Genomic DNA, 23024 nt, shown 5'->3' with positions numbered 1-23024 from the left:
GCTCGGTGAGCGTCAGGCGGCCTCTCCGGAGGGTGCGTTGACATCCTCGGGGAGCGCGGCCTTGGCGACCTCGACCAACGCGGTGAACGCGGCGGCGTCGCTCACGGCGATCTCGGCCAGGTTCTTGCGGTCAACCTCGACCCCAGCGGCCTTGAGGCCCTGGATCAGACGGTTGTAGGTGATGTCGTTGGCGCGGGCCGCGGCGTTGATGCGCGAGATCCACAGCTTGCGGAACTCACCCTTGCGGGCACGGCGGTCCCGGTAGGCGTAAGTCAGCGAATGCAGCTGCTGTTCCTTGGCCTTGCGGTACAGGCGCGACCGCTGACCGCGGTAGCCCTTCGAGGCCTTGAGTACGGTACGCCGCTTCTTCTGGGCGTTGAGTGCGCGCTTCACGCGTGCCATGGGATGTTCCTATTCTCGTTCGGTACGGGGAGCGGCAGTACTAGCCGTTGAGCATCTTGTTGACACGCTTGGTGTCGTTGGCTGCCACCACGGTGCGGCCGTCGAGGCGGCGGGTGCGCTTGGTGGCCTTGTGCTCCAGCAGGTGGCGGCGGCCGGCCTTCTGGCGCACGATCTTGCCGGTCCCGGTCTTGCGGAAGCGCTTCGATGCTCCGCTGTGGGTCTTCGCCTTGGGCATGAATCCTCAGTTCTGTCTGTGAAACTAGTTCTGCGTAACGTCTGGTTCTTCTGGTGCGGCCTGCTGCCCACCGGGGCGCTCGGCCTGCTCCGCTGCCTTGGCGCGAGTCTTCGCGCCGCGGTGCGGTGCCAGCACCATCGTCATGTTGCGGCCGTCCTGCTTGGCTGACGTCTCGACGAAGCCGTACTCGGCCACATCGGCGCCCAGCCGCTGCAACAACCGGTACCCGAGTTCGGGCCGGGACTGCTCACGACCACGGAACATGATGGTCACCTTGACCTTGGACCCGGCTTCGAGGAAGCGGACCACATGGCCCTTCTTCGTCTCGTAGTCGTGGTCGTCGATCTTGGGACGCAGCTTCTGTTCCTTGACGACGGTCTGCTGCTGGTTTTTGCGAGACTCGCGCTCCTTGAGTGCCGTCTCGTACTTGAACTTGCCGTAGTCCATGATCTTGCAGACCGGCGGTCTGGCGTTGGGAGCTACTTCGACAAGGTCGAGATCGGCATCCGCGGCGACGCGGAGGGCGTCTTCGATGCGCACAATGCCTACCTGCTCGCCACCTGGTCCGATCAGGCGGACTTCTGGTACACGGATGCGCTCGTTGACGCGGGTCTCAGTGCTGATGGGGCCTCCTATGTTGGGTCTGCTGAGGAGACCCCGCCCATCTGCATCTCTGCCCTGACGAACAGAAAAGCCCTGCTCGAAGCAGGGCCCAATGCCGACCGATCACGGCTTGCGCCGCCTGCACCTCCCACTGTGGGGGCACAGAACCGGTGTCCGATGACACCGGCGACCGGACCGTTGTACCTTGTGGCCAACGGTGGGAGTGGGACTCCACTTGCTGTCCCTGACATGAGCCGGGACGGTCGCGCATGACAGTCTAGCAGCTATGACCGATCCGACCGAAACGCCCGACGACGCGACACCGCAGGTCCCAGCCGATCCCGAGGGCCCCGCCGTCCGCGAACTGGCCGACATCCCGGCTGTGGAAGTGATCACCCGGGCGGCGGTCATGTTGATGAGTGCCGCCGCGGAGAAGATCGGACTGTCCGCCGAGGATCCCGACGACAGCCCGCACCGCGATCTCGACGAAGCCCGCCGGTTGATCACCGCGCTGGCCGGGCTGGTGACCGCGTCGGCCGAATACCTGGGACCGCACGCGGGTCCGGTCCGCGACGCGCTCAAGAGCCTGCAGCTGGCCTTCCGAGAAGCGAGTGCGCATCCCGACGAGCCGGGCAAAGGACCTGGCGAAAAGTACACCGGCCCGGTCTGGTAACTACCTGGGCGGTGTCTGTGCGCGCGTTCAGCCAATTTGACGGTTTGACCGCCTATTCTCCGGGCGTATGACCGTTATCAGCCGCGGCCGCACCGGGGCTCAGCCCGCGTCGAGGTTCTCCTGGGTTCCCGCGGCGGCCGGTTGGACCGTCGGCGTCATCGCCACCCTGTCGCTGATCGCCAGCGTCTCCCAAACGGTGCGCTGGATGATTCAGGTGCCACGCGAGTTCGTCAACGACTACATCTTCAACTTTCCCGATACCAGCTTCTCGTGGGCCTTCGTGCTGGCGTTGCTGGCCGCGGCACTGGCGGCTCGCAAGCGCATCGCCTGGTGGATTCTCGTGCTCTACATGGTGGGGGCCATCGGCTGGAACGTCGGCGATCTCGTCACCGGTGGCGACCCGGTGGCCGAAGACATCGGCGAGGTCATCGGCCTGGCGTTCCATGCGGTGGCCATCGTCTGCCTGGTGCTGGCCCGCAACCAGTTCTGGGCCAAAGTACGCCGTGGCGCCCTACTCAAATCCGCTGTCGTCCTGGTCGCGGGCATGGCGCTCGGCATCCTGGTCGCCTGGGCACTGCTCGAACTGTTCCCCGGCACCCTGGCCCCGGAATGGCGGCTGCTGTACGCGGTCAACCGGGTCAGCGGGTTCGCCACCGTTCCGACCGAGGTTTTCGAGGGCTATTCGCATCCGTTCCTCAACGCGATCTTCGGATTGTTTGGCGCCCTGGCGCTGATGGTGGCGGCCATCGTGCTGTTCCAATCGCAGCGCGCCTCCAATGCGCTGACCGGTGAGGACGAGTCGGCGATCCGCGGGCTGTTGGAGGTCTACGGCAAGAACGACTCACTGGGTTATTTCGCCACCCGTCGCGACAAGTCGGTGGTGTTCGCCCCCAACGGACGCGCCGCGATCGCCTATCGCGTGGAGGTGGGGGTGTGCCTGGCCGGCGGTGACCCCGTCGGCGACCCCAAGAGCTGGCCCCAGGCGATAGCAGCCTGGCTGCAGCTGTGCCAGACCTACGGTTGGGCGCCCGGTGTGATGGGCGCCAGTTCGGCGGCCGCCGAGGCGTTCCGGGCTGCCGGGCTCAACGCGCTGCAACTCGGCGATGAGGCCATCTTGTATCCGGACCACTTCAGGCTGTCGGGGCCCGACATGCGCGCTGTCCGTCAAGCGGTCACCCGGGCCCGGCGGGCCGGCACCTCGGTGCGCATCCGGCGCCACCGCGAGCTGGAGCCGGCCGAGATGGACGACGTGATCGAGCGTGCCGACGCCTGGCGGGACACCGAGACCGAGCGAGGTTTCTCGATGGCGCTGGGCCGGCTCGGCGACCCGGCCGACGGGGATTGCCTGCTCGTCGAGGCGGTGCAGCTGCGCCCGGGCGCAGCTGAACCCGAGGTGGTCGCATTGCTGTCACTGGTGCCATGGGGTACCAACGGCGTATCGCTCGACGTCATGCGCCGCTCCCCGCAATCCCCCAACGGCACGATCGAGCTGATGGTCAGCGAACTGTGCATGCAGTCCGAAGGCATTGGCGTTAGCCGAATTTCACTCAACTTCGCGATGTTCCGGTCGGCGTTTCAACAGGGCGCGCAACTAGGTGCCGGTCCGGTGGCCCGGCTCTGGCGGGCCATGCTGGTGTTCTTCTCCCGATGGTGGCAGCTGGAGACGCTGTACCGATCGAACATGAAGTACCAGCCCGAGTGGGTCCCCCGGTACGCCTGCTACGAAGATGCCCGTCTGATCCCGCGGGTCGGAGTGGCCTCCGTCATCGCCGAAGGTTTCCTGGTGCTGCCGTTCTCGCAGCGGAACAAGCAGCACACCGGCGAACACGTCGCGGCCCCGGCCGACCTGGTGCACTCAGGCCGGCTGCACCACGACGGTAGCGCCCCCGACCGCGACGAGTTGCGCGACGATCTGGCCGAAGAGGATCAACAACGGCTGCCTGAGCAGGTCCGGGTCCGGATGGCCAAACTGCGCCAGTTGCAGGCCGACGGGGTGGACGCCTATCCCGTGGGCCGGCCACCCAGCCACACCGTCGCGGCCGCACTGGAATCCGCGGATGGTGACACCGTGAGCGTGGCCGGGCGGATCCTGCGGATCCGCGATTACGGCGGCGTACTGTTCGCCCAACTCCGCGACTGGTCGGGCGAAGTCCAGCTTCTGCTCGACAACGCCCGCCTGGCCGGGGCCTGCACCGCCGACTTCACCGCCACCATCGATCTCGGCGATCTGATCGAGGTCACCGGCTCGATGGGACACAGCCGCAACGGCACGCAGTCCTTGTTGGCCGACAGTTGGCGATTGATCGGCAAATGCCTGCGCCCGCTGCCCGACAAGTGGAAGGGCCTGACCGACCAGGAGGCCAGGGTGCGGGCCCGCTATGTGGACCTGGCTGTCAATGCCGAGGCGCGAGACCTGATCCGGGCCCGCAGCGGCGCTCTGCACGCCATCCGGGAAACGTTGTACGCCAAGGGTTTTCTCGAGGTGGAGACGCCGATTCTGCAACAGATCCACGGCGGCGCCAACGCCCGGCCGTTCCTTACCCACATCAATGCCTACGATCTGGACCTCTATCTGCGGATCGCGCCCGAGCTCTACCTCAAGCGGTTGTGTGTCGGCGGTGTCGAGCGGGTCTTCGAGCTGGGCCGCGCATTCCGCAACGAAGGGGTGGACTTCAGCCACAACCCGGAGTTCACCCTGTTGGAGGCGTACCAGGCCCATGCCGATTACAACGTCTGGATCGACGGCTGCCGCGAGCTGATCCAGAATGCCGCGCAGGCCGCCAACGGAGCGCAGGTCTTCCAGCGGCCCCGCGCCGACGGCACCCTCGAACCGGTCGACATCTCAGGCGAATGGGCGATCAAGACCGTGCACGACGCGGTCTCGGAGGCCCTCGGCGAACATGTCACGGTCGAGACGGACCTGGCCACGCTGCGCCGACTGTGCGATGCGGCGCACATCCCCTACCTGACCCACTGGGACGCCGGGGCCGTGGTGCTGGAGATGTACGAGCACCTCGTCGAAGACCGCACCGAGGCGCCTACGTTCTACAAGGATTTCCCGACGTCGGTGTCGCCGCTGACCCGGCCGCACCGCAGCATTCCCGGCGTTGCCGAACGCTGGGACCTGGTGGCCTGGGGTGTCGAGCTGGGCACCGCCTACAGCGAACTGACCGACCCCGTCGAACAGCGCCGGCGGCTGCTGGAACAGTCGTTGCTGGCCGCCGGTGGCGACCCCGAGGCCATGGAACTCGACGAGGATTTCCTGCAGGCCATGGAGTACGCCATGCCCCCGACGGGCGGTCTCGGCATGGGCGTGGACCGGGTGGTCATGCTGATCACCGGACGCAGCATCCGGGAAACCTTGCCGTTTCCCCTGGCCAAACCTCGTTAGCAGGCAGTTCACAGCCGTTCCCAAGATTAGGCGGCAACGATACCGGTGTGACGTTCACACACCACCTGTCCTTGATGCACGGCTGGGTGCCGACCAGCATCCAAGTCATCACCGCCGGGGTGCTGATCGCCGCGGTCGGCTGGCGCACTCGCCGGTGGGCGCTCATCTGGCTGCCGGTGGCGGTCGCGGTGGGCGGCATCCTGGTTGCGGGCACCGACTGGTACATCGAGTCCGAGGGGCTGGCCGGCAACCCTGCGCCCCGGTCGTTGTGGGTGTGGATCGCGCTGACGGGCGTGGCGGTGGTGGTCCTGGCGGCGGGGTGGCGCGGGAGCCGCTGGTGGCGACGCGGCACCGCGGTCCTGGCCGTGCCGATGAGCCTGCTGTGCACGGCCCTCGCCCTGAACCTGTGGGTGGGCTACTTCCCCTGGGTGCAGACGGCCTGGAACCAGCTGACAGCCGGTCCGCTACCCGACCAGACCGATCAGGTCACGGTGGCCGCGATGCAACGTCAGGGCACCATCCCGGTCAAGGGCAGCGTGGTCCCGGTCGACATCCCCAACACCGCATCGGGTTTCCGGCATCGCGGTGAATACGTGTATCTCCCGCCGGCGTGGTTCGCCGCCAACCCCGCGCCGCAATTGCCGACGGTGATGATGATCGGCGGTGAGTTCAACACGCCCGCCGACTGGATGCGCGCCGGCAACGTGATCAAGACCATGGACGAGTTCGCCGCAGCCCATCACGGGTATGCGCCGGTGCTGGTGTTCGCCGATCCCGGCGGCACCTTCAACAACGACACCGAATGCGTCAACGGCAAGCGCGGGAACTCCGCCGACCACCTCACCAAAGATGTTGTGCCGTATATCAACAACCATTACCGCGTCAATCCCACCGCAGCCGGCTGGGGCATCGTGGGCTGGTCGATGGGCGGCACCTGCGCGGTGGACCTGGCCGTGATGCACCCTGAGTTGTTCAGTGCGTTCGTCGACATCGCAGGTGACATCGGCCCGAACTCGGGCACCAAGGCGCAGACCATCGACCGGCTGTTCGGCGGGAACGTCGCGGCCTGGGACACCTTCGACCCGAGCACGGCGATCAATCGGCACGGCCAGTACGACCAGACCGCCGGCTGGTTCGACGTCAACGACACCTCCACGCCGGGCAAGCCGGCGGCCCGCGTCAATGATCAGGCCAAGGCCGCCAACGCGCTGTGCGCGCTCGGGTCGCAACACGGCATCGCCTGCGCGGTGGTGACCCACCAGGGCACCCATGACTGGCCGTTCGCCAGTCACGCGTTCTCGGCCGCCCTGCCCTGGCTTGCCGGTGCCATCGGCACCCCGCAGGTACCGGCGATCGGGCTGCCCCAGTCGTCCAACGCACCGGCCTTCATCCAGACCGCCGCCAAGTAGCCGTCAGTAATCCGATTCGGCCGCGCGCAACTCGGCCAGGAAGGCGTCGGAACCCGGCTGAGCCAGGCGGGACCGCGCGAAGGCACGCGCGCGATCGCGGTCGAACGCCGATTCGTCGACGTCCGCCGCCCCGATCCGCACCGCCGTGTCTGACCAGTCCAGATTCCAGGCCTGGGTTTCGCTGAGCCGCTGCCCGTCTGGGGTGCGCAGCGCGAGCACGGCACGGCCGGCTGCATCGAGAACACCGGACCCGATGCAGCCGATCGCACGCAACCGCACAGCGACACCCGAGGGCGAGTCCGGGCCCAACAGCGCTACCTGCACCACCGCATCGGCGCCCTCGACGCCTGCGGTCACCGACCATTCGATCGTGTCCTCGGCAGCGTCGAACACTCCGGGCGGCACCGCCGACCAGGCAACCGTCGCCAGCCCACGGGCGATCACGCCCGGCCGGCTCGGTCCGTCGCCGGCTCCGGCCGCCAGCGCGTAATCCTGCCGCCGAGCACCCGTGGAGACGGTGTCGGACCAGTCCAGCCCGACATCGGCAGCCAGCTCCCGACATTTCCCGATCAGCTCGTCAACCCGTGGATCACCTTGTCCGAACGAGAAATTCAGCGCCTCGGTGTGTGGCGACAGCAGTCCCAGCACATCGGAGTCCAGGGTTTCGTCGGAGAAGTAGTCCTCGGCGGCCACCGTCAGCAGCGCCAGTTCCGCGTCGAGTACGGGACGCTCCAGCGCCGCGATACCGTCCCGATCGCTGGCCGGCCACCATCGCCGCAACCAGTGGCCGATCGCCAAGCGCCGCAACGCGTCCAACGATCCTGGGACCAGCTCCACGCCGGCCAGATCGATGGGTTGCCCCGGCTGCCGGTGGCGCACCACGTCCAGCACTGCGACGTGGCCGGACTCTCCGAGCACCCGCCACATCCAATCCGCGCGCTCGGGGTCGGTGAACGACAAGACCGGTGGTTCGCCTGCCCGTCCGTCCACGGTCCACGACAACACCGCGCCGCTGACCTCCAGGACTGCGACCAACGGCACGGCGTCGTCCAGCGATCCGGTACCCCACAGGCCGGCGTCAGCGCTCAATCTCACTCTGCCACCTGCACTTCCAGCATCGCCTTGATCCGCTGCCGATGGTCGAGACTGACCGATCGGGCCACCCCTTCGAGCAGCGACCGCAGGTCGTCGACGTCTGCGCAGGGCTCCTGCCACACGTCACGGCCGTGCAGACGCGCCCACAGCCGGCTCAGGTAGGGACGGGCGAAGGCGGCGAGCTCGTCGATGACCTGCCGCTGCCGCGGATGCACCGCCGTGCCTGCCACCAGGTAGCGCCGAGCATGCAGCACGTATGCCTCCTTGGCCAGCCGGGCCTGAATTCGGGCCGACAGTTGGTGGCGCGCTGACGCCGATCCGTCGAGCGGCCGCAGGTCGGTGGCCACCTCGATGCCGGTGACAAGCGCAGCCTGCTTGTCCTCGGCGAGCAACCCCCACGGCGCGCAGGCACGGTCCACCTCCTCGGCGCACAGCAGGGGGATATCGGGCAGTTCGTCACGGTCGAGGGCCCGGCGCAAGGTCGCCCGCACGCGGTCCACCACGCTGCGATCCAGTGGACGGTCCCCGACTCCGGGCCCCAGGACCGACGGAAGCTGTTGCGGGAAGCAGGAACTCAGTCCGATGTCGATGATGGACCACGGCAGGTCGGCCTCGGCCCGCCGAGCCGCGGCACCCAGGTTGTACGGCGTGCCGTCAGCCACCAGCGCCGACCACACCCGCTGCCGGGCCGCCTCGGCACGGTGACTGTCGGCCGGACCGAGCACGGTGGCCAGCCCGGCGAAAAACGGTCCGGTGATCGCGCCGGAGGCAACGACGTCGCCCCAGCTGTGCTCAAGCTGGCGGCGCATGCGGTCGACGGTCTGGGGCTCGGCAACATACGCGTTGAGTGCCTCGATCGCCGTGCGGTCACGGCCGCCGTGCAGTTCGGCCAGCACCTCCGCGGCGACCTGTCCCCCGTCGGATGCCGGGGTGCCGCGGGTGACCGCGAGCTCGAAACAGGCCGGGAAATACAGCTCCTGGGCATTTCCGGTGGTGATGCCGAGACGGCGGCGCTGCTGTTTGAGCTCGCCGAACCAGGCTGCCGCAGCACGCAGATGCGGTGCACTGCGCACCATCTGCTCGTGCAGTTCGGCCGCCACGTCGGGGGCCAGCACCGGCGCCGAGAACTGCGTATTGCTGCGCAATCTGAGCACCAGTGGGTCGATGATCCGTTTCACGGTCCGGCGCAGCGGCCCGCCGTCGGCACCGCTGAACACCTCGACACCCGGACCGATATCGCGCCAGGCCCGATCGATCACCGCGCGGCGCGGTCGGGCCGAATGCGCACCCGGAGCAGGGCCGGCCTGCGCTCCAGCCGTGTCGGACCCGATGCTCACCGGCACCAGGATAGATGCGAAGTTGGGTTCGGTAGCGCGGTACCGGCCGGACCCTTGGGGCCATGACCGACGTCGTGCTCCTCACCATCGTGTGCCTGTTGGGCACCGGCGCGGCGATGGCCGCCGCCGCCCGTCGCACACGGCGCGTGCGGCCGAACGACGAGGCCGACGAGCGGCTCGTCACCCTCGGCGAGCTGGTCGCCGAGTTCGACCACATGCTGGTCCGCAAGGGCTTGCTGACCGGGGCGCAACTGGCGCTGATCCGGACCGGAACTCGGTCGCGCGGGATCGTCACCGGGATGCGCACCACCGGGGTCGGCCGTGAGGACTACCGCGAGGTCGAGCTGGACCTCATGGTCAGCCGGCGCGGCGGAGGTCAGTTTCCGGTGCGCCAGCGCGCGCTCATCCCGGCGACCGCGCTGGCCAAGGTCTCCCCCGGCAACGTGGTCGAGACCTATTACCGGCCGGGCGACGAGAGCGCCGTCGCCGTCTGTGTGAGCCCGGCGTGATTCAGCGGGCGCCGTCGACGGCGAAGCTGGCCAGCGCGGCCCAATGCAGCGGGCTCGCCGTCTGATCGCCGTCCCGCCACCGCCTCATCATGGCCCGCTGCCATCGGTTCACCGCCAGCCCGGCGTCGTCGGCGCGGTGCGCCAGATCGACCCCGACGATGGTGTCGGCCATGGGATCGGCCTCGGGCGCACTGCCGAACCGCCGGAAGCCCGCGGTAGTCGGCAGCGACCACAGCGTCGCGGTGACCAACTGCGCGCCGCCCAGGATCATGGCGGCAACCAACCCGGCCGCCTCGTCGAACCGGTAGTCGCCGCCGGAAGCACACGCCAACAACGCCACCCGGGGCGGGATCGGCAGTTGCGCCGAGATCATCTCGCCCGCCGTCAGCGGCCGGTCTTCGGCTAGGTGCAACCCCGCGCGGTCGGCATGCCCGACGGTGTCGTCGGCGGCACTGGCGTGGCCGACATAGAGCAGCCGGCTCGGGTCCTGTGCACACATATCTGCCAGCCAGCGCCGGTCGGCATCGGTGCGACGGAACAGCTCGACGGCTTCGTCGACCTTCGGCAGGACATCCTGCCCGGCCACCAGTTCACCGAAATGTTCCGAGAGAGGCGTGTGCGGTGACGGGCGGCCCAGCACCGAGCCCAGCGCCGAATCAGGCCGCTGCCCGGGGATCCGCGGATCCAACACCAGCACCGGAGGCCGGCCGAGGCGGTCCTGCCAGCGTGCCGGGCTGCGCGGAGCATGAACGATGTTGGACGGCACGGACATCAGCACGTCGGCCAGTTCCATCAACCGGAAGCCGTGCGGTCCCGGCATCGCCAGTTGTCCCCACGGCACGCGGCCCAGCGTCGGACTCGGTGTCAGGAACAGCACGGGCCGGGGCGAATCGACGCAGTCGGCCAGCAGTTTCCAAGCCTCGGCGCCGATCAGCTGAGTTCCGAGCAACCGGGCGAGCCGGAACTCGGTCTCGCCGTCGGCGAAAGCGCCTGCGGTAACGGCTCGTTCGATTGCGTCGGCGGCCGTTTCACTCCCGATCGGATCGGGCAGCGCCGGGTTGAGGGCGGCCGCCACCGCCTCCAGATCGGGTTGCTCGATCACCCAGGTGACCGAGCGCTCGGGTTTCCCGACGACCCGCAGGCTGGCGTATGTCGCGATGCCGACATCAGCCAACCGCAACACCAACGTCTCGGTCATGGCCAGGTCGCCCATTCCGCACCGGGCGCAGTGACTTCGCGGCCGTAGCGGTGCGCCGCCAACTCCCGGTAGCGACTGAGGATGGGCCCTGAGCTCGGGTCCATGCGCAGCGGTGGCAACGGTCCGAGTCTGGTCAACGCACTCTCGCCACCGACGGGTGCGGCCGCCGCCGCCACCGCGAGCTCTGGGGCGAGTTCGGCTTCCACCGGGACGACTCCGGTGGCCGTCTCGGCCCAGTCGGCAGCCTGGGGACAGCTCGGGTCGAGAATACCGTCAGCGCTGAAAGTTCCCCGGGCACTGTGATATTCGATCAGTTCACAAATCAACTCGGTGTTGTCCGATTCCCAGGCCACTGCGAACGCCCCGGCCAGCAGCGGCGCCGAGACACCGTTCGCCCATCGGGCGCGAGCGCCGGCGTCGACGATCGTGTATCGGACCGAATCCACCGCCAGCGCCGCCGGGACCTTGAGGTCGACCGCGTTGGCGAGTTTCTCCATCCCGCGGCGGTACTTCCGGCTCCCCGGACGACAGTTGTACCAACCGGTTCCCGCGGCATGCCGGGCCTCGACCTGCTCCCAGCTCTGCTCCGGTTTGCCCAAGCCGTCGAAGCCCATCTCGGCGAGGGCGGCGGCCCGCCAGATGTTCCCCAGATGAGCGTCCAGCCGCGCGTACTGAAGCCAGCTGTGCCGAGGGGAGGAATCCAGCAGCGCCCTGGCCTCTTCCACCATCGCAATGGCATCGTCGAACAGGCCGCGGAACAGGGCGATCCAACTGCGCTGCAACAAGATCCGGTGGATGTAGAGCGGCCGCTCGATCTCGCGCCAATGCCGCTCGGCATGCTCCCAGCATTGATCGGCCTCGCGTAACCGGCCGATACCCAGCCGGATCAGCCCGAAGTACAGCCAGCTCCGAGACACGTCGTGGGCCCGGGCATGCTCGGCGATCACCGGATAGGCCTCGGTCACCAAATCCTGCGTCTCGGTGTATGCGCCGCTGGACCAGCAGGCCGCCGCACGCTCGAGCTGGGCCCGTGCGGTCGCGAGCCGCCAGCCTCGGGCCTGCGCGCGGGCACCGGCCCGGCGCAACCACGGCTCGGCCTCGTCCAGACGCCCCGACTCGATGCAGAACCGCGCGTAGCCCAGCGCGCCCGTCACGAACAGATAGTCGGTTTCGGCATCGCCACCACCGGAGCCGGCATTCTGCAAGAAGTCCAATACCTCGGTCCACACCGGTGCCGACGCGGCGTAGAGGTCGTCGTCACACAGGCCCACGGCGATCAGGATCCTGGTCTGGCAGATCAGGTTCCGGTGCTCGGACACCAGATCATCGATGTCTCCGGGGACTTCGATCAGCGCCTCCAGATGCGCTGCGGCACTGTCATGATCACCGCGGGCGGCGGCCAGTCCCGCTTCGAGAAACTCGACGCGCCGGGTGTACCGGCAGATCATGTGATCGACTTCGGCCTCGGACAGACTCACCTGCCCGGCGAGATCCGGACGCTGCCCCGAGCGGATCCCGAGGTAGATCGTCAGGCAATCCCGGATGCGGGAAATGCTTTCCACGACACCGTCGTACGCGGTACGCACGAGGTAGACCTCACCGAGTTGGGCGAACACCTCGAGTGCGTAGTCGTCCCGGTCGGCCTCCTCGACGCGGGGCAGCAGCGACACCAACAGTTGCCTGGCCGCGTCTTCGTCGGCCGCAAGCGCCAGGTGACGGGCGCGCTGCAGATCCCCGACGATGGTCACCTCTGCACCATATAAAAGGGGCGGGCGGGTCCGGCAGAAGGTCTGCCGGACCCGCCCGCCATGCTGGGAGATCAGCTGCAGGACACCGTGATGGTGAACGGCTTGTTGATCATCCCGGCCATCGGGTTCTTCATGTCGGCCCCCGATGCTTCACCGGTGATCGTGTAGGTGTCCCCGTCGACCTTGACCTGAGCCGACCCCACTTTCACGCCCATCGCCTCGCTGACCGCCAATGCGCTGCCGTCGTAGACCAGGCCGAGCGATTCGACCTTCGGAGTCGCCTCGTCGGTCATCACGACGCCGAGGCCCTGCTGGCCGCCGATCGCGGCGCTGCCGACGTTGATCTTGCCGCCCTGCTTGACGCAGGTGACCGAGTTCAGGTCCAGCCCGGCCAGATCCGATCCGTCGACCTTGACCTGGGCGTTGCTCCCCGAGCTGACCTTGGTGTCAGCCGCCGCCGACGCAGCCGGCTTGTCGGAGGGCTTGTCGGCGGGCTTGTCGTTCGAGCAGCCCACCACCACCGCACCGGTGGCGAGGAGTCCCATGGCGCCGGCGATAACTCGATTGATGGTCATTGCGTCTTCCCTTCGTTCCGCGTTGCCCCGATGGCTCCGTCGTGTCCCCAAGTCAAGGAGGACCCAGCGGCTACCGATCCCAAGAAATGTCGGTTCCCGCAGGTAACGTGGGTTTCGTGACGAAGGACCCAGAGCAGCCGGATCAACCCGAAGAAGCGCAGGAGCCCGCTGCCGTGGAGGGCGAGGTCGTTCCCGCAGCCCCCACCACCGGTTCGGCCGGGCCCGTCGAAGCGCCTGACACCGGCTACACCGCGGCCGGGGTGCCGACGTTCGACGCGGTCCGGGAGAAGATCGAGACCCGGTACGGCACCGCACTCGGGGCGTCCGAGCTGGCCGCCGAGACACCCGAGGGTCGATCCGTCGAGGAGCAGTACGAGAAGCGTCAGCAAGCGGCTGCCGAGCGCTTGCGGCAGATCCGGGAGTCCATGCACAAGGACGACAGCTGATTCATGCGCTCGTTCACCGTGGCCGAGCGTCGCGCTCGGCTGGCCCGGCGACACTTCCTGAGCCAACCGGCGTCCTCGGTTGCCGACATCACGGGCGCCGTCGTCGGTCTGCACGCCACTGACCCTTCGACTCCCTACTTGTCCTTGTGGGCTCGCCTGCAGGGCTTCACCACCGATGATCTGGACCGTGAGCTGTACGCCAAGCGCACGATGCTCAAGCACCTCGCGATGCGCCGCACGCTGTGGATCGTGCGCGTGGACGACCTCCCGCTGGTGCAGGCCGGGGCAAGTGACCGGGTGGCCGGTAACGAAGAGCGCAAACTCATCGCCGATGTGGAGAAGGCCGGTGTGGCTGCGGACGGGTCCGAGTGGCTGGCGGCCGCACGCCGGGCGGTGCTGGCGCATCTGCGCCAGCACGGGCCGAGGGCTGCGGCGCAGCTGCGCACCGCGCTGCCCGAACTGGCCGGCAGTTACAACCCGGCGCCGGGAAAGACCTGGGGCGGTGAGACTCCGCTGTCCCCAAGGGTTTTGACGGTGCTCGGAGTGCGCGGAGAGATCGTCCGCGGCCCCAACGACAGCGGCTGGACCAACTCACGACCGCGCTGGACGCTCACCTCCGACTGGATCGGGGCACCGCTGACGGCGGTCGAGCCGGACCATGCCCGCACCGAGTTGGTGCGCACCTGGTTACGCACGTTCGGCCCGGCCACGGTCACCGACATCAAATGGTGGTTCGGCAACACCTTGACCTGGGCACGTCAGGCATTGCGCGATATCGGCGCGGTCGAAGTCGATCTGCACGGCAGTCCCGGCTACGCGCTGGCCGACGATCTGGACACCGAACCCGAACCTGAACCGTGGGCAGCGCTCCTGCCCGGCCTGGACGTCACCACCATGGGCTGGTTCGACCGCGACTGGTATCTCGGAGCACACCGCAGCCAGGTCTTCGACCGCAACGGCAATGCCGGACTCACCGCGTGGTGGAACGGCCGCATCGTGGGTGGCTGGGGGCAGGACGACGACGGTCGGGTTCGGTTGCACCTCCTCGAGGAGGTCGGCCGCGACGGCACCCGGGCTTTGCAGGAGCGCGCCGACGCGCTGACCGACTGGCTGGCCGGGACACGCGCAAATCCGCGGTTCCCGTCGCCGTTGTCCAAGCGCAGAGCCTAGGCGCTGACCTTGCGCCGCTTGGATTTCGGTGCCGGCACTTCCACCAGCTCGGCGAGGAACTGTCCGGTGTAGCTGTCCGGGTTGGCCGCCACATCCTCGGGAGTGCCCTGGGCGACGACGGTGCCGCCGCCGGCTCCCCCTTCAGGGCCCATGTCCACAATCCAGTCCGAGGTCTTGATGACGTCGAGGTTGTGCTCGATGACGATCACCGTATTGCCTTTGTCGACAAGGCCGTTGATGACCTTGAGCAGCTTACGGATGTCTTCGAAGTGCAGACCGGTGGTGGGCTCGTCGAGGATGTAGACGGTGCGACCGGTGGAGCGCTTCTGTAGTTCAGCGGCGAGCTTGACGCGTTGCGCCTCACCGCCGGACAGCGTCGGTGCCGGTTGGCCCAGCCGCACGTAGCCCAGCCCGACATCGACCAGGGTCTTGAGGTAGCGGTGGATCGAGCTGATGGGCTCGAAGAACTCGGCGGCCTCCTCGATCGACAGATCCAGCACCTCGGCGATGGTCTTGCCCTTGTAATGCACCTCGAGGGTTTCCCGGTTGTACCGGGCGCCCTGACAGACCTCACACGGCACATACACGTCAGGCAGGAAGTTCATCTCGATCTTGATGGTGCCGTCACCGGAGCATGCCTCACACCGACCGCCCTTGACGTTGAACGAGAACCGCCCCGGCTGATAGCCGCGAACCTTGGCCTCTGTGGTGGCGGCGAACAGGGACCGGATCTTGTCGAACACCCCGGTATAGGTAGCCGGATTGGACCGCGGGGTGCGGCCGATGGGCGACTGGTCGACGCGCACCAGCTTGTCCAACTGGTCGAGCCCGTTGACCCGGGTGTGCCGGCCCGGCACCTGACGCGCGCCGTTGAGCTTGTTGGCCATCACCGAGGCCAGGATGTCGTTGACCAGCGTCGACTTGCCCGAGCCGGACACCCCGGTCACCGAGGTGAGCACGCCCAGCGGGAACGCGACGTCGATCTCCTTGAGGTTGTTCTCCCGCGCGCCGACCACGGTGACCTGCCGACGTTTGTCGGTGGGCCGCCGGATGGCGGGCACCTCGATGCTCTCCTTGCCGGAAAGGTAAGCGCCGGTGATGGATTCGGGGTTGGTCAGCAGATCCTGGTAGGTGCCGCTGTGCACGATGCGGCCGCCGTGTTCCCCGGCCGCCGGGCCGATGTCGACCACCCAGTCGGCGTGGGCGATGGTGTCGAGATCGTGTTCGACGACGATCAGCGTGTTACCCAGGTCGCGCAGCCGCACCAGGGTGTCGATCAGCCTGCGGTTGTCGCGCTGATGCAGACCGATGGACGGCTCGTCGAGCACATAGAGCACGCCGACCAGGCCGGAGCCGATCTGGGTGGCCAGCCGGATGCGCTGCGCCTCGCCGCCGGAGAGCGTCGCGGCAGCCCGCGACAGCGACAGGTAGTCCAGCCCGACGTCGAGCAGGAACCCGAGCCGCGACTGGATCTCCTTGAGCACCTGACCGGCGATGGCCTGCTCACGCTGCCCCAGGGTGAGCGCGTTGAGGAAGTCGGCGCAGTCGGCGATCGACAGCTCGGCCACCTCGGCGATGGACTTCGCGCCGAACTCCCCCGCAGCCATGGTCACCGCGAGGATCTCGGGCTTGAGCCGGGTGCCGTGGCACTCCGGGCACGGGATGTCGCGCATGAAGCCCTCGTAGCGTTCCTTCATCTGCTCCGAGTCGGTCTGCTCCATACGGCGCTGCAGGAACGCCATCACGCCTTCGAAATCGGCGTAGTAGGACCGGGTGCGGCCGTAGCGGTTCTTGTAGCGGACGTGGACCTGGTGATCAGAGCCTTCCAGGATCGCTTTGCGGGCCTTGGCCGGCAGCTTCCGCCACGGGGTGTCGATGTCGAAGCCGAGCTGATCCCCCAACCCGGACAACATCCGGGTGAAGTACTCCGCACTCTGGCCGACGGCCCACGGCGCGATGGCGCCCCCGGCCAGCGTCAAGTCCGGGTCGGGCACGACCAGTTCCGGGTCGACCTCTTTGCGGATGCCCAGGCCGGTGCACTCCGGGCAGGCGCCGTAGGGCGAGTTGAACGAGAACGACCGGGGTTCAAGATCATCCACGGCCAGCGGGTGGCCGTTGGGGCAGGCCAGTTTCTCGGAGAAGCGCTGCTCCCGGTGCGGATGGTCGTCTTCGCGGTCGACGAACTCCAGCACCACGATGCCGTCGGCGAGGTTCAGCGCCGTCTCCACCGAGTCGGTGAGCCGCTGTTTGGAGCTGGCCTTGACCGTCAGGCGGTCGACGACCACCTCGATATCGTGCTTTTCCTGCTTCTTGAGCTTGGGCGGGTCGGTCAGCGAATGCACCACGCCGTCCACCCGAACGCGGCTGTAGCCCTGGGTGTTGAGCTTCTCGAACAGGTCGATGAACTCGCCCTTACGGGTGCGGACCACCGGGGCCAGCACCTGGAACCGCAGCCCCTCGTCCATGGCCAGGACCTGGTCGACGATCTGCTGCGGGGTCTGCCGGGCGATGCGCTCACCACACACCGGGCAGTGCGGGGTGCCGGCGCGGGCGTAGAGCAGCCGCAGGTAGTCGTACACCTCGGTGATGGTGCCCACCGTCGACCGCGGGTTGCGGTTGGTGGACTTCTGATCGATCGAGACCGCGGGCGACAGGCCCTCGATGAAGTCGACATCGGGCTTGTCCATCTGTCCCAGGAACTGCCTGGCATATGCCGACAGCGACTCGACGTAGCGGCGCTGCCCCTCGGCGAAGATGGTGTCGAAGGCCAGCGAGGATTTGCCGGACCCGGACAGGCCGGTGAACACAATCAGCGCATCACGGGGCAGATCGAGGTCGACTCCTCGCAGATTGTGCTCGCGCGCACCCTTCACGATCAGGCGGTCAGCCACGCGTTTCCTTTCCGACGACAGACTTGTTGCCCATGCTATGTGCGACCACCGACAAGCCCGCTACGGTGGCGCTATGACCAGCCCCAACATCGCGGTTGCCGATACCTACACCGGGCACCAGGAGCCGGGCACCGCCGCCCGCCGAACCCTGCCGAACGCCTCTGTCATCAAGATCTCGGTCGGCCCCATGGACAACAACGCCTACCTGGTGACCTGCAATTCCACCGGTGAAACGCTGCTCATCGACGCCGCCAACGACGCCGAAGTACTGCTGGACGTCATCAAGCAGCAGACCCCCAAGCTGTCGCTGATCGTCACCAGCCACCAGCATTTCGACCACTGGCAGGCGCTGGAAGCTGTGGCGAAGGCCACCGGCGCACCGACGGCCGCACACTCCCTGGACGCCGAACCGCTGCCGGTGACACCCGACCGGATCCTCGCCGACGGCGACACCATCAAGGTCGGCGACCTGACGTTCGACGTGATCCATCTGCAGGGTCACACCGAGGGCTCGGTCGCGCTGGCGCTCAAAGCAGACGACGGGGTGACCCACCTGTTCACCGGTGACTGCCTGTTTCCCGGCGGCGTGGGCAAAACCTGGCAGCCGGGTGACTTCGAGCGGTTACTGGGCGACGTGAGCGCCAAGGTGTTCGACGTCTACGACGACCGCACCGTGGTGTATCCCGGGCACGGAGACGACACCACGCTCGGCGCCGAACGTCCCCACCTCGGGGAGTGGCGCGAGCGCGGTTGGTAGTCGATCAGCCCGAGGGCTAGCTGGTGTGGACGATGAGCACGTCGGTCTTGGACCGGCGTGCCACGTTGGCGGGCACCGAGCCCAGCAGACGGCCGGCGATCGTGCTCAGGCCCACGTTGCCGACCACCAGCAGATCCGCCTGGACGTCCTCGGCCAGCTCGACGAGTGCATCGACCGGAGCGCCGACCACCGGCCGCTCCTCGATGTCGGTGGCGCCGGCGGCCTTGGCCCGGTCCGTCGCCTCGCGGAGGATGGCGTAGATGGGCGCATTGCCGGCCATCTTGTAGCCCTCGTCCTTGAGCACGTCGGCCGCGCGCTGGTCTTCGCTCTGCGGGAAGTACGCGGTTGCCACCACCAGCTTGGCATTCGAGCTCGCGGCAATCTGACCGGCGCGGTCGACTGCACGCAACGACGAATCAGATCCGTCCGTGCCGACCACCACGGTTCGATACGCGCTCATCAATACCCTCCCACTGTCAGTTGCAACGCCACCCGAGACAGTAACCCGTTGCCGCTGACCAGGGGCGCAAATCACGACACCCACACGGACAGCCGACAACTGGAACCCGCTAGCGGCGTCCCGTCCGGCTAATTGGCACTGATGTTAACCCTCGGAACCACAAAACCAGTGCCGACCGTGACGTAGTCGACGCCGACGGAATCAGGGTTGCCGTCAGGACGATTCGCCGGCGCCAGTGATCCAGCTCATCGACCCGCTTCGGTCGGCAATCGCCCTGTCGGAGAGAGCGAGTCGAGTGGCACAGGTTAATCTTTGCCATCGGTTGAGGGGGTGACACGGTCGCTGACGTGGATCTATCGCTGAATGACCGTGCCGACGGCACGGAGCGCAGGGTCGATCGACAAGCCCGATTCGACGCCTGGGCGGTGGCCCTGTTCGCCACCGTGCTGTGTGCCTTGGGGGCGGCCCGGCCTTCGCTGTGGTTCGACGAGGCGGCCACCATATCGGCGGCCACCCGCACGGTTGCCCAACTGTGGGACCTGGTCGGCCATATCGACGCCGTACACGGGCTGTACTACCTCGGCATGCACGGCTGGTTCGCGGTGTTCCCGGCCACCGAGTTCTGGTCCCGCTTCTCCAGCTGCCTGGCTGTCGGTGGCGCCGCCGGTGGAGTGGTGATACTCGGCCGGCAGTTCGGCACTCGCACGGTATCGGTCTGTGCGGGAGTTCTTTTCGCGATGCTGCCCAGGATCACCTGGGCCGGCATCGAAGCCCGGTCCTATGCCTGGTCGACGCTGGCGGCGGTCTGGCTGACGGTTCTGCTCGTCACCGCGATCCGACGCGACCGCGGGACGCTGTGGGCCGCATACGGTGCGCTGCTGGCATTTTCGACGGTACTGAACATTTTCGTGGTGCTGATGGTGATCCCGCACGCCGTCGCCGTCGCGATGCTCTGCGACCACCGTCGCCCTCGCGCCAGGTGGGCCGTGGCCACCACGGCGGCCGTATTGGTCGTGGTTCCGTTCATCTTGTGGTGCCGCTCGCAGAGCTTTCAGGTCGGATGGATCTCGCCGCTCGGTCTACACACCGTCGCCGAAGTCCTGCTGGAGCAGTACTTCGACCACAGCGTGGCCTTTGCGGTAGTGGCGGCCTTCGTACTGAGTGCCCCGCTGCTGGTTCGCCGGCTGCGACCCACCGACGACAGCACCCGCCCGCTCGTGGCCGTGGCCGCGGCGTGGGTTGTGGCCCCGACCACGGTGCTCGTGACGTATTCGGCTGTCGGCCAGCCGCTTTACTACCCTCGCTACCTCTGTTTCACCACGCCGGCGATGGCGCTGCTGCTCGCCGTGTGTGTGGTGGCTCTGGCCCGGAATCGCGAATGGATCACCGCGTCTCTGGCGGTATTCGCGCTCGCCGCGACGCCGAACTACATCACGGTGCAGCGAGGCCCCTACGCCAAGGAGGGCATGGATTTCAGCCAGGTTGCCGACGTCATCACGGCACACTCATCCCCCGGTGACTGCATCGTCTTCGACAACACCACATCATGGAAACCGGGCCCGATCCGCCCCATCACAGCGGCCCGTCCCGCCGCGTATGCCGACCTTGTCGACCCCGGACGGGGCAGGCCGGCCTGGCAGCGGAATCGGTTGTGGGATGCCCACCTCGGCATCTGGGGCGTCGCCGACGAGCTGCGCCGGTGCACGGTGTTGTGGACCGTGTCCGAACGCGACCCTTCGGTGCCCAGTCGACAGAGCGGTTCGAGGCTGGCGCCCGGACCCCGACTGGACCGCGCCCCGGCCTATCAGGTGCCCGAAGGCATGGGCTTCCACATCGTCGAACGCTGGCAGTTCAACTTCGCCCAGGTGGTGAAGTCGATTCGGTGAGTCAGCCGCGGCGCGCCCTGCCGAAGTACATCTCCTGGGTCGTCGAACACACGAGTTGCCCGGCCCGGTTGTACACGGTGGCGTTGGCCAAACCCCGACCGTTGATTCCGCTGGGCGAAACCTGGTCGGACAGTAGCCAATCCGTCAGATCCGCGGGGCGGTGGAACCAGATGGCGAGGTCGATCAACGCCGAGAAGACGGTGACCTGGGTGGCTCGCCGCATCGTCACCGTGGAATCGAGCAACGAGGTGCCCGAAAAGTAGGTCAGCAGAGCACTGTTGATGATCGGATCGTCGGTGACGGGTTCTGCGGGGCGCCACCACATGCGGGTGCGCTCAGGGGGTTCGGGTAGATCGATCGCCAGCCGCGGCGGCGGGTCGATGTAGCGGCGCTCGATCCACTGCGGGCGCACCCAATACCCATGAGCCTCGTCGGCGAACGCCTGCAGCTGCTCTTCGACCGGAGGCAGCGTTTCCGGGTCAGGCACCTGGGGACGGGCTTGCTGGTAATCCGCGGCCTCCATCGGGACGCTGAACGAGACGAGGGCTTCCAGCAACACTTCATCGCCTTGGCGTCCGATGACCCGGCGGGTGGACAGCGATCCCCCGTCGCGCAGGTCGGCCACCTCCATCTGCACCGGATACCGGGCATCGCCGGCACGCAGCAGATAGACGTGCAGGCTGTGCGGCAACCGACCGGGAACGGTGCGACTGGCGGCGATCAGCGCCTGGGCCGCGATGTGGCCGCCCACGATGTGGTGGCTGGGGTTGTCTCGCTGTTCGGCGACGAACATGCCGGCACCCGACTCCGTCAGATCGAGCGTGGACAGGACGTCGGCAAGGGGCAGCATGGGCACCGCAGCATTATTCGGGATGGGCTCCGACTGCCGCCAACTCCGATGCCAGAACCACCAGGACGCGCGCCGAGTCCGTGGGGACGGTCATGTCCAGACCGGTGAGTTCCTTGAACCGGCGGAGCCGCTTCATCACCGTGTTTCGGTGGCAGAACAGTTGGGCCGCGGTGGCGCTGGCATCACCGTTCTGCGAGAAAACCTTGATGGTCTCCAGCAACGCCGTCAACTCTGCGGGCCGGCACGCTCGCAACGGGCCCCGTATCGACTCGTCCAGCGCCGGCAACCGGGTGTGCAGGGCAGCCCCGGCGATCAGCGGCCAGACGTCCGCGATGGTCGTGGGTCCGGCGTGGTCAGGATGCATGGACAGGGCGATCTCGCACGCGACCTCGGCGGCCGAGCGCAGCTGGGCGATCCCCCGGTACAACGGCGAAACTCCGCACCGGACCGATTGCAGGTCGGCACGGTCGGGGCTCAAGGTGAATCCGTCGAGCACTCCCACCAGCCCCGAGGTGGCCGCACCGGCGACCCACACCGCCAAGATGCACTCCCCCATCACATAGGTGTAGGCCAACCGGCCGCGGCGACGCAGACGCTCGGCGAACTGCTGCAGCGGCGCGCCCTCGGTGACCAGGGCCGCGGCGACCCACACTCCGTCGGTCTCGCGGATCGACAGCGCCTGCCCGGCCCGGGCGATGAACGTCAGCGACGGATACTCATCGGTCATCAACTGTGCCAGCAGTGATTGCACGCTGAACGACCGTTCCTGGGCAATCGCGATCACTTCGTCGAAGTACGCCGCGTGGATGCTTCCCGCAAAACCGTCGACCACCCGCCACATGTCTTCGGTGTGGTGGGTCAGCACGGTGGCGTCTTCGTCCTCAGAGAGCTCCAGAAAGGCCGACCACAGCACCGAGAAGTCCCGGTGGATGGCGGCGGTGAGCTTCCTCGACTGCACGCCCTGTCGGGCCCGCCGCACCCCGAGTTCACGGGTGACGCGGCGGTCCTCCTCGCTGATCGGTGCGCCTGCGAGTTGCCTGAGCAACATCGTGAACGCCGTCCGCGCACTCTCCCGGAGGTCGGCGGTATCCACCCGCGATTCGTAGAACCGCCGCCCCTCGTCGATTTGCGCCATGTATGCGTCGACGAGGCTCTCGCGATGTGCGGTCACCTGGTCGACCAGTTCCATCCAACGCGTGTCCGACGGTTGACCCGTTCCGGGAGCTTTGCGCACGACCGTCACCGTAGCCACGGCGACACCGGGCGTCCACGGCACCGGTGTGCACATGCACACCGAAACGGCGAATTTTCGGTGCACCGCGTGCTGGTTCGATGCCGGTTCGTCACTTAAGTTCGTTGTGACCGCGGCCACAGTCGAGAGCGTTCGGG

20 protein-coding genes are annotated in these 23024 nt (G+C 67.5%); 8 read left to right on the top strand and 12 right to left on the bottom strand.

Translation table 11 applies throughout. The annotated features are described in order from the left end of the window. Nucleotides 1-12 precede the first annotated feature (12 nt). The 3 genes from rplT to infC are packed head-to-tail and all read right to left on the bottom strand — an operon-like array spanning nt 13 to nt 1261. Nucleotides 13-402, bottom strand: coding sequence for a 50S ribosomal protein L20 (gene rplT, locus K6L26_RS14695; RefSeq protein WP_003885175.1), 390 nt, complete (start codon nt 400-402; stop codon nt 13-15). A gap of 40 nt (nt 403-442) precedes the next feature. Beyond that, entirely contained in the window at nt 443-637 is a 195-nt protein-coding gene (gene rpmI, locus K6L26_RS14690) for a 50S ribosomal protein L35 (protein WP_003885176.1), read from the bottom strand. A 24-nt stretch (nt 638-661) separates the two neighbouring features. After that, entirely contained in the window at nt 662-1261 is a 600-nt protein-coding gene (gene infC / locus K6L26_RS14685; protein WP_164481167.1) for a translation initiation factor IF-3, read from the bottom strand. A 265-nt stretch (nt 1262-1526) separates the two neighbouring features. On the opposite strand from infC, the gene K6L26_RS14680 reads away from it, so the two are divergent. From K6L26_RS14680 to K6L26_RS14670, 3 genes are all read left to right on the top strand, one after another. Then, a complete protein-coding gene (locus K6L26_RS14680) occupies nt 1527-1913 on the top strand; it encodes a DUF1844 domain-containing protein (protein WP_019343429.1) in 387 nt (128 codons plus the stop codon). A 67-nt stretch (nt 1914-1980) separates the two neighbouring features. Beyond that, the gene (gene lysX / locus K6L26_RS14675; protein WP_064899610.1) at nt 1981-5304 is read left to right on the top strand and encodes a bifunctional lysylphosphatidylglycerol synthetase/lysine--tRNA ligase LysX; all 3324 of its coding nucleotides are present in this window, start codon (nt 1981-1983) and stop codon (nt 5302-5304) included. A 74-nt stretch (nt 5305-5378) separates the two neighbouring features. Then, nucleotides 5379-6713, top strand: coding sequence for an alpha/beta hydrolase-fold protein (locus K6L26_RS14670; RefSeq protein WP_064899614.1), 1335 nt, complete (start codon nt 5379-5381; stop codon nt 6711-6713). A 3-nt stretch (nt 6714-6716) separates the two neighbouring features. On the opposite strand, the gene K6L26_RS14665 is transcribed toward K6L26_RS14670, so the two are convergent. Both K6L26_RS14665 and K6L26_RS14660 read right to left on the bottom strand, forming a co-directional pair. Then, the gene (locus tag K6L26_RS14665) at nt 6717-7808 is read right to left on the bottom strand and encodes a hypothetical protein (RefSeq protein ID WP_019343881.1); all 1092 of its coding nucleotides are present in this window, start codon (nt 7806-7808) and stop codon (nt 6717-6719) included. Next, a complete protein-coding gene (locus tag K6L26_RS14660; protein ID WP_377152851.1) occupies nt 7805-9145 on the bottom strand; it encodes a hypothetical protein in 1341 nt (446 codons plus the stop codon). The genes K6L26_RS14665 and K6L26_RS14660 overlap by 4 nt, the downstream gene beginning before the upstream one ends. Nucleotides 9146-9207: 62 nt before the next feature. Between K6L26_RS14660 and K6L26_RS14655 the strand changes: the two genes are divergently transcribed. Next, complete coding sequence (locus K6L26_RS14655; protein ID WP_019343879.1) at nt 9208-9654, top strand: hypothetical protein; 447 nt, start codon at nt 9208-9210, stop codon at nt 9652-9654. 1 nt (nt 9655) lies between these two features. Here K6L26_RS14655 and K6L26_RS14650 read toward each other — a convergent pair whose 3' ends face one another. From K6L26_RS14650 to K6L26_RS14640, 3 genes are all read right to left on the bottom strand, one after another. After that, on the bottom strand, nt 9656-10852 hold the full coding sequence (locus K6L26_RS14650; protein WP_174551535.1) for a CHAT domain-containing protein: 1197 nt from the start codon (nt 10850-10852) through the stop codon (nt 9656-9658). Further along, complete coding sequence (locus K6L26_RS14645) at nt 10849-12600, bottom strand: hypothetical protein (protein WP_019343877.1); 1752 nt, start codon at nt 12598-12600, stop codon at nt 10849-10851. The genes K6L26_RS14650 and K6L26_RS14645 overlap by 4 nt, the downstream gene beginning before the upstream one ends. Before the next feature lie 71 nt (nt 12601-12671). After that, entirely contained in the window at nt 12672-13169 is a 498-nt protein-coding gene (locus K6L26_RS14640; protein ID WP_043367922.1) for a lipoprotein LpqH, read from the bottom strand. Nucleotides 13170-13261: 92 nt separating this feature from the next. On the opposite strand from K6L26_RS14640, the gene K6L26_RS14635 reads away from it, so the two are divergent. Together K6L26_RS14635 and K6L26_RS14630 are read left to right on the top strand one after the other, a co-directional pair. Further along, nucleotides 13262-13621 (top strand): hypothetical protein, encoded by a 360-nt coding sequence (locus K6L26_RS14635; protein WP_064894259.1) that lies wholly within the window; start codon nt 13262-13264, stop codon nt 13619-13621. Nucleotides 13622-13624: 3 nt separating this feature from the next. Beyond that, nucleotides 13625-14791, top strand: a complete 1167-nt coding sequence (locus K6L26_RS14630; RefSeq protein WP_019343874.1) for a winged helix DNA-binding domain-containing protein — start codon at nt 13625-13627, stop codon at nt 14789-14791. On the opposite strand, the gene uvrA is transcribed toward K6L26_RS14630, so the two are convergent. Then, a complete protein-coding gene (gene uvrA, locus K6L26_RS14625; RefSeq protein ID WP_221853297.1) occupies nt 14788-17682 on the bottom strand; it encodes an excinuclease ABC subunit UvrA in 2895 nt (964 codons plus the stop codon). The genes K6L26_RS14630 and uvrA overlap by 4 nt on opposite strands. Before the next feature lie 73 nt (nt 17683-17755). On the opposite strand from uvrA, the gene K6L26_RS14620 reads away from it, so the two are divergent. Next, entirely contained in the window at nt 17756-18439 is a 684-nt protein-coding gene (locus tag K6L26_RS14620; RefSeq protein WP_036394079.1) for an MBL fold metallo-hydrolase, read from the top strand. 16 nt (nt 18440-18455) lie between these two features. On the opposite strand, the gene K6L26_RS14615 is transcribed toward K6L26_RS14620, so the two are convergent. Beyond that, complete coding sequence (locus K6L26_RS14615; RefSeq protein ID WP_019343854.1) at nt 18456-18899, bottom strand: universal stress protein; 444 nt, start codon at nt 18897-18899, stop codon at nt 18456-18458. Nucleotides 18900-19246: 347 nt separating this feature from the next. Between K6L26_RS14615 and K6L26_RS14610 the strand changes: the two genes are divergently transcribed. After that, nucleotides 19247-20785 carry a glycosyltransferase family 39 protein gene (locus K6L26_RS14610; protein ID WP_221853296.1) on the top strand — a complete coding sequence of 513 codons (1539 nt, stop codon included), beginning with the start codon at nt 19247-19249 and terminating at the stop codon, nt 20783-20785. A gap of 1 nt (nt 20786) precedes the next feature. On the opposite strand, the gene K6L26_RS14605 is transcribed toward K6L26_RS14610, so the two are convergent. Then, a complete protein-coding gene (locus tag K6L26_RS14605) occupies nt 20787-21635 on the bottom strand; it encodes an acyl-CoA thioesterase (protein ID WP_047037947.1) in 849 nt (282 codons plus the stop codon). Between the two features lie 13 nt (nt 21636-21648). Next, on the bottom strand, nt 21649-22824 hold the full coding sequence (locus K6L26_RS14600; protein WP_245008733.1) for a PucR family transcriptional regulator: 1176 nt from the start codon (nt 22822-22824) through the stop codon (nt 21649-21651). Nucleotides 22825-23024 lie beyond the last annotated feature (200 nt).

It is taken from the genome of Mycobacterium farcinogenes, from assembly GCF_019739075.1.
GTDB lineage: Bacteria > Actinomycetota > Actinomycetes > Mycobacteriales > Mycobacteriaceae > Mycobacterium > Mycobacterium senegalense.
Note: the sequence above shows the minus strand (reverse complement) of the source record. Positions and strands in the feature narration are given on the sequence as shown.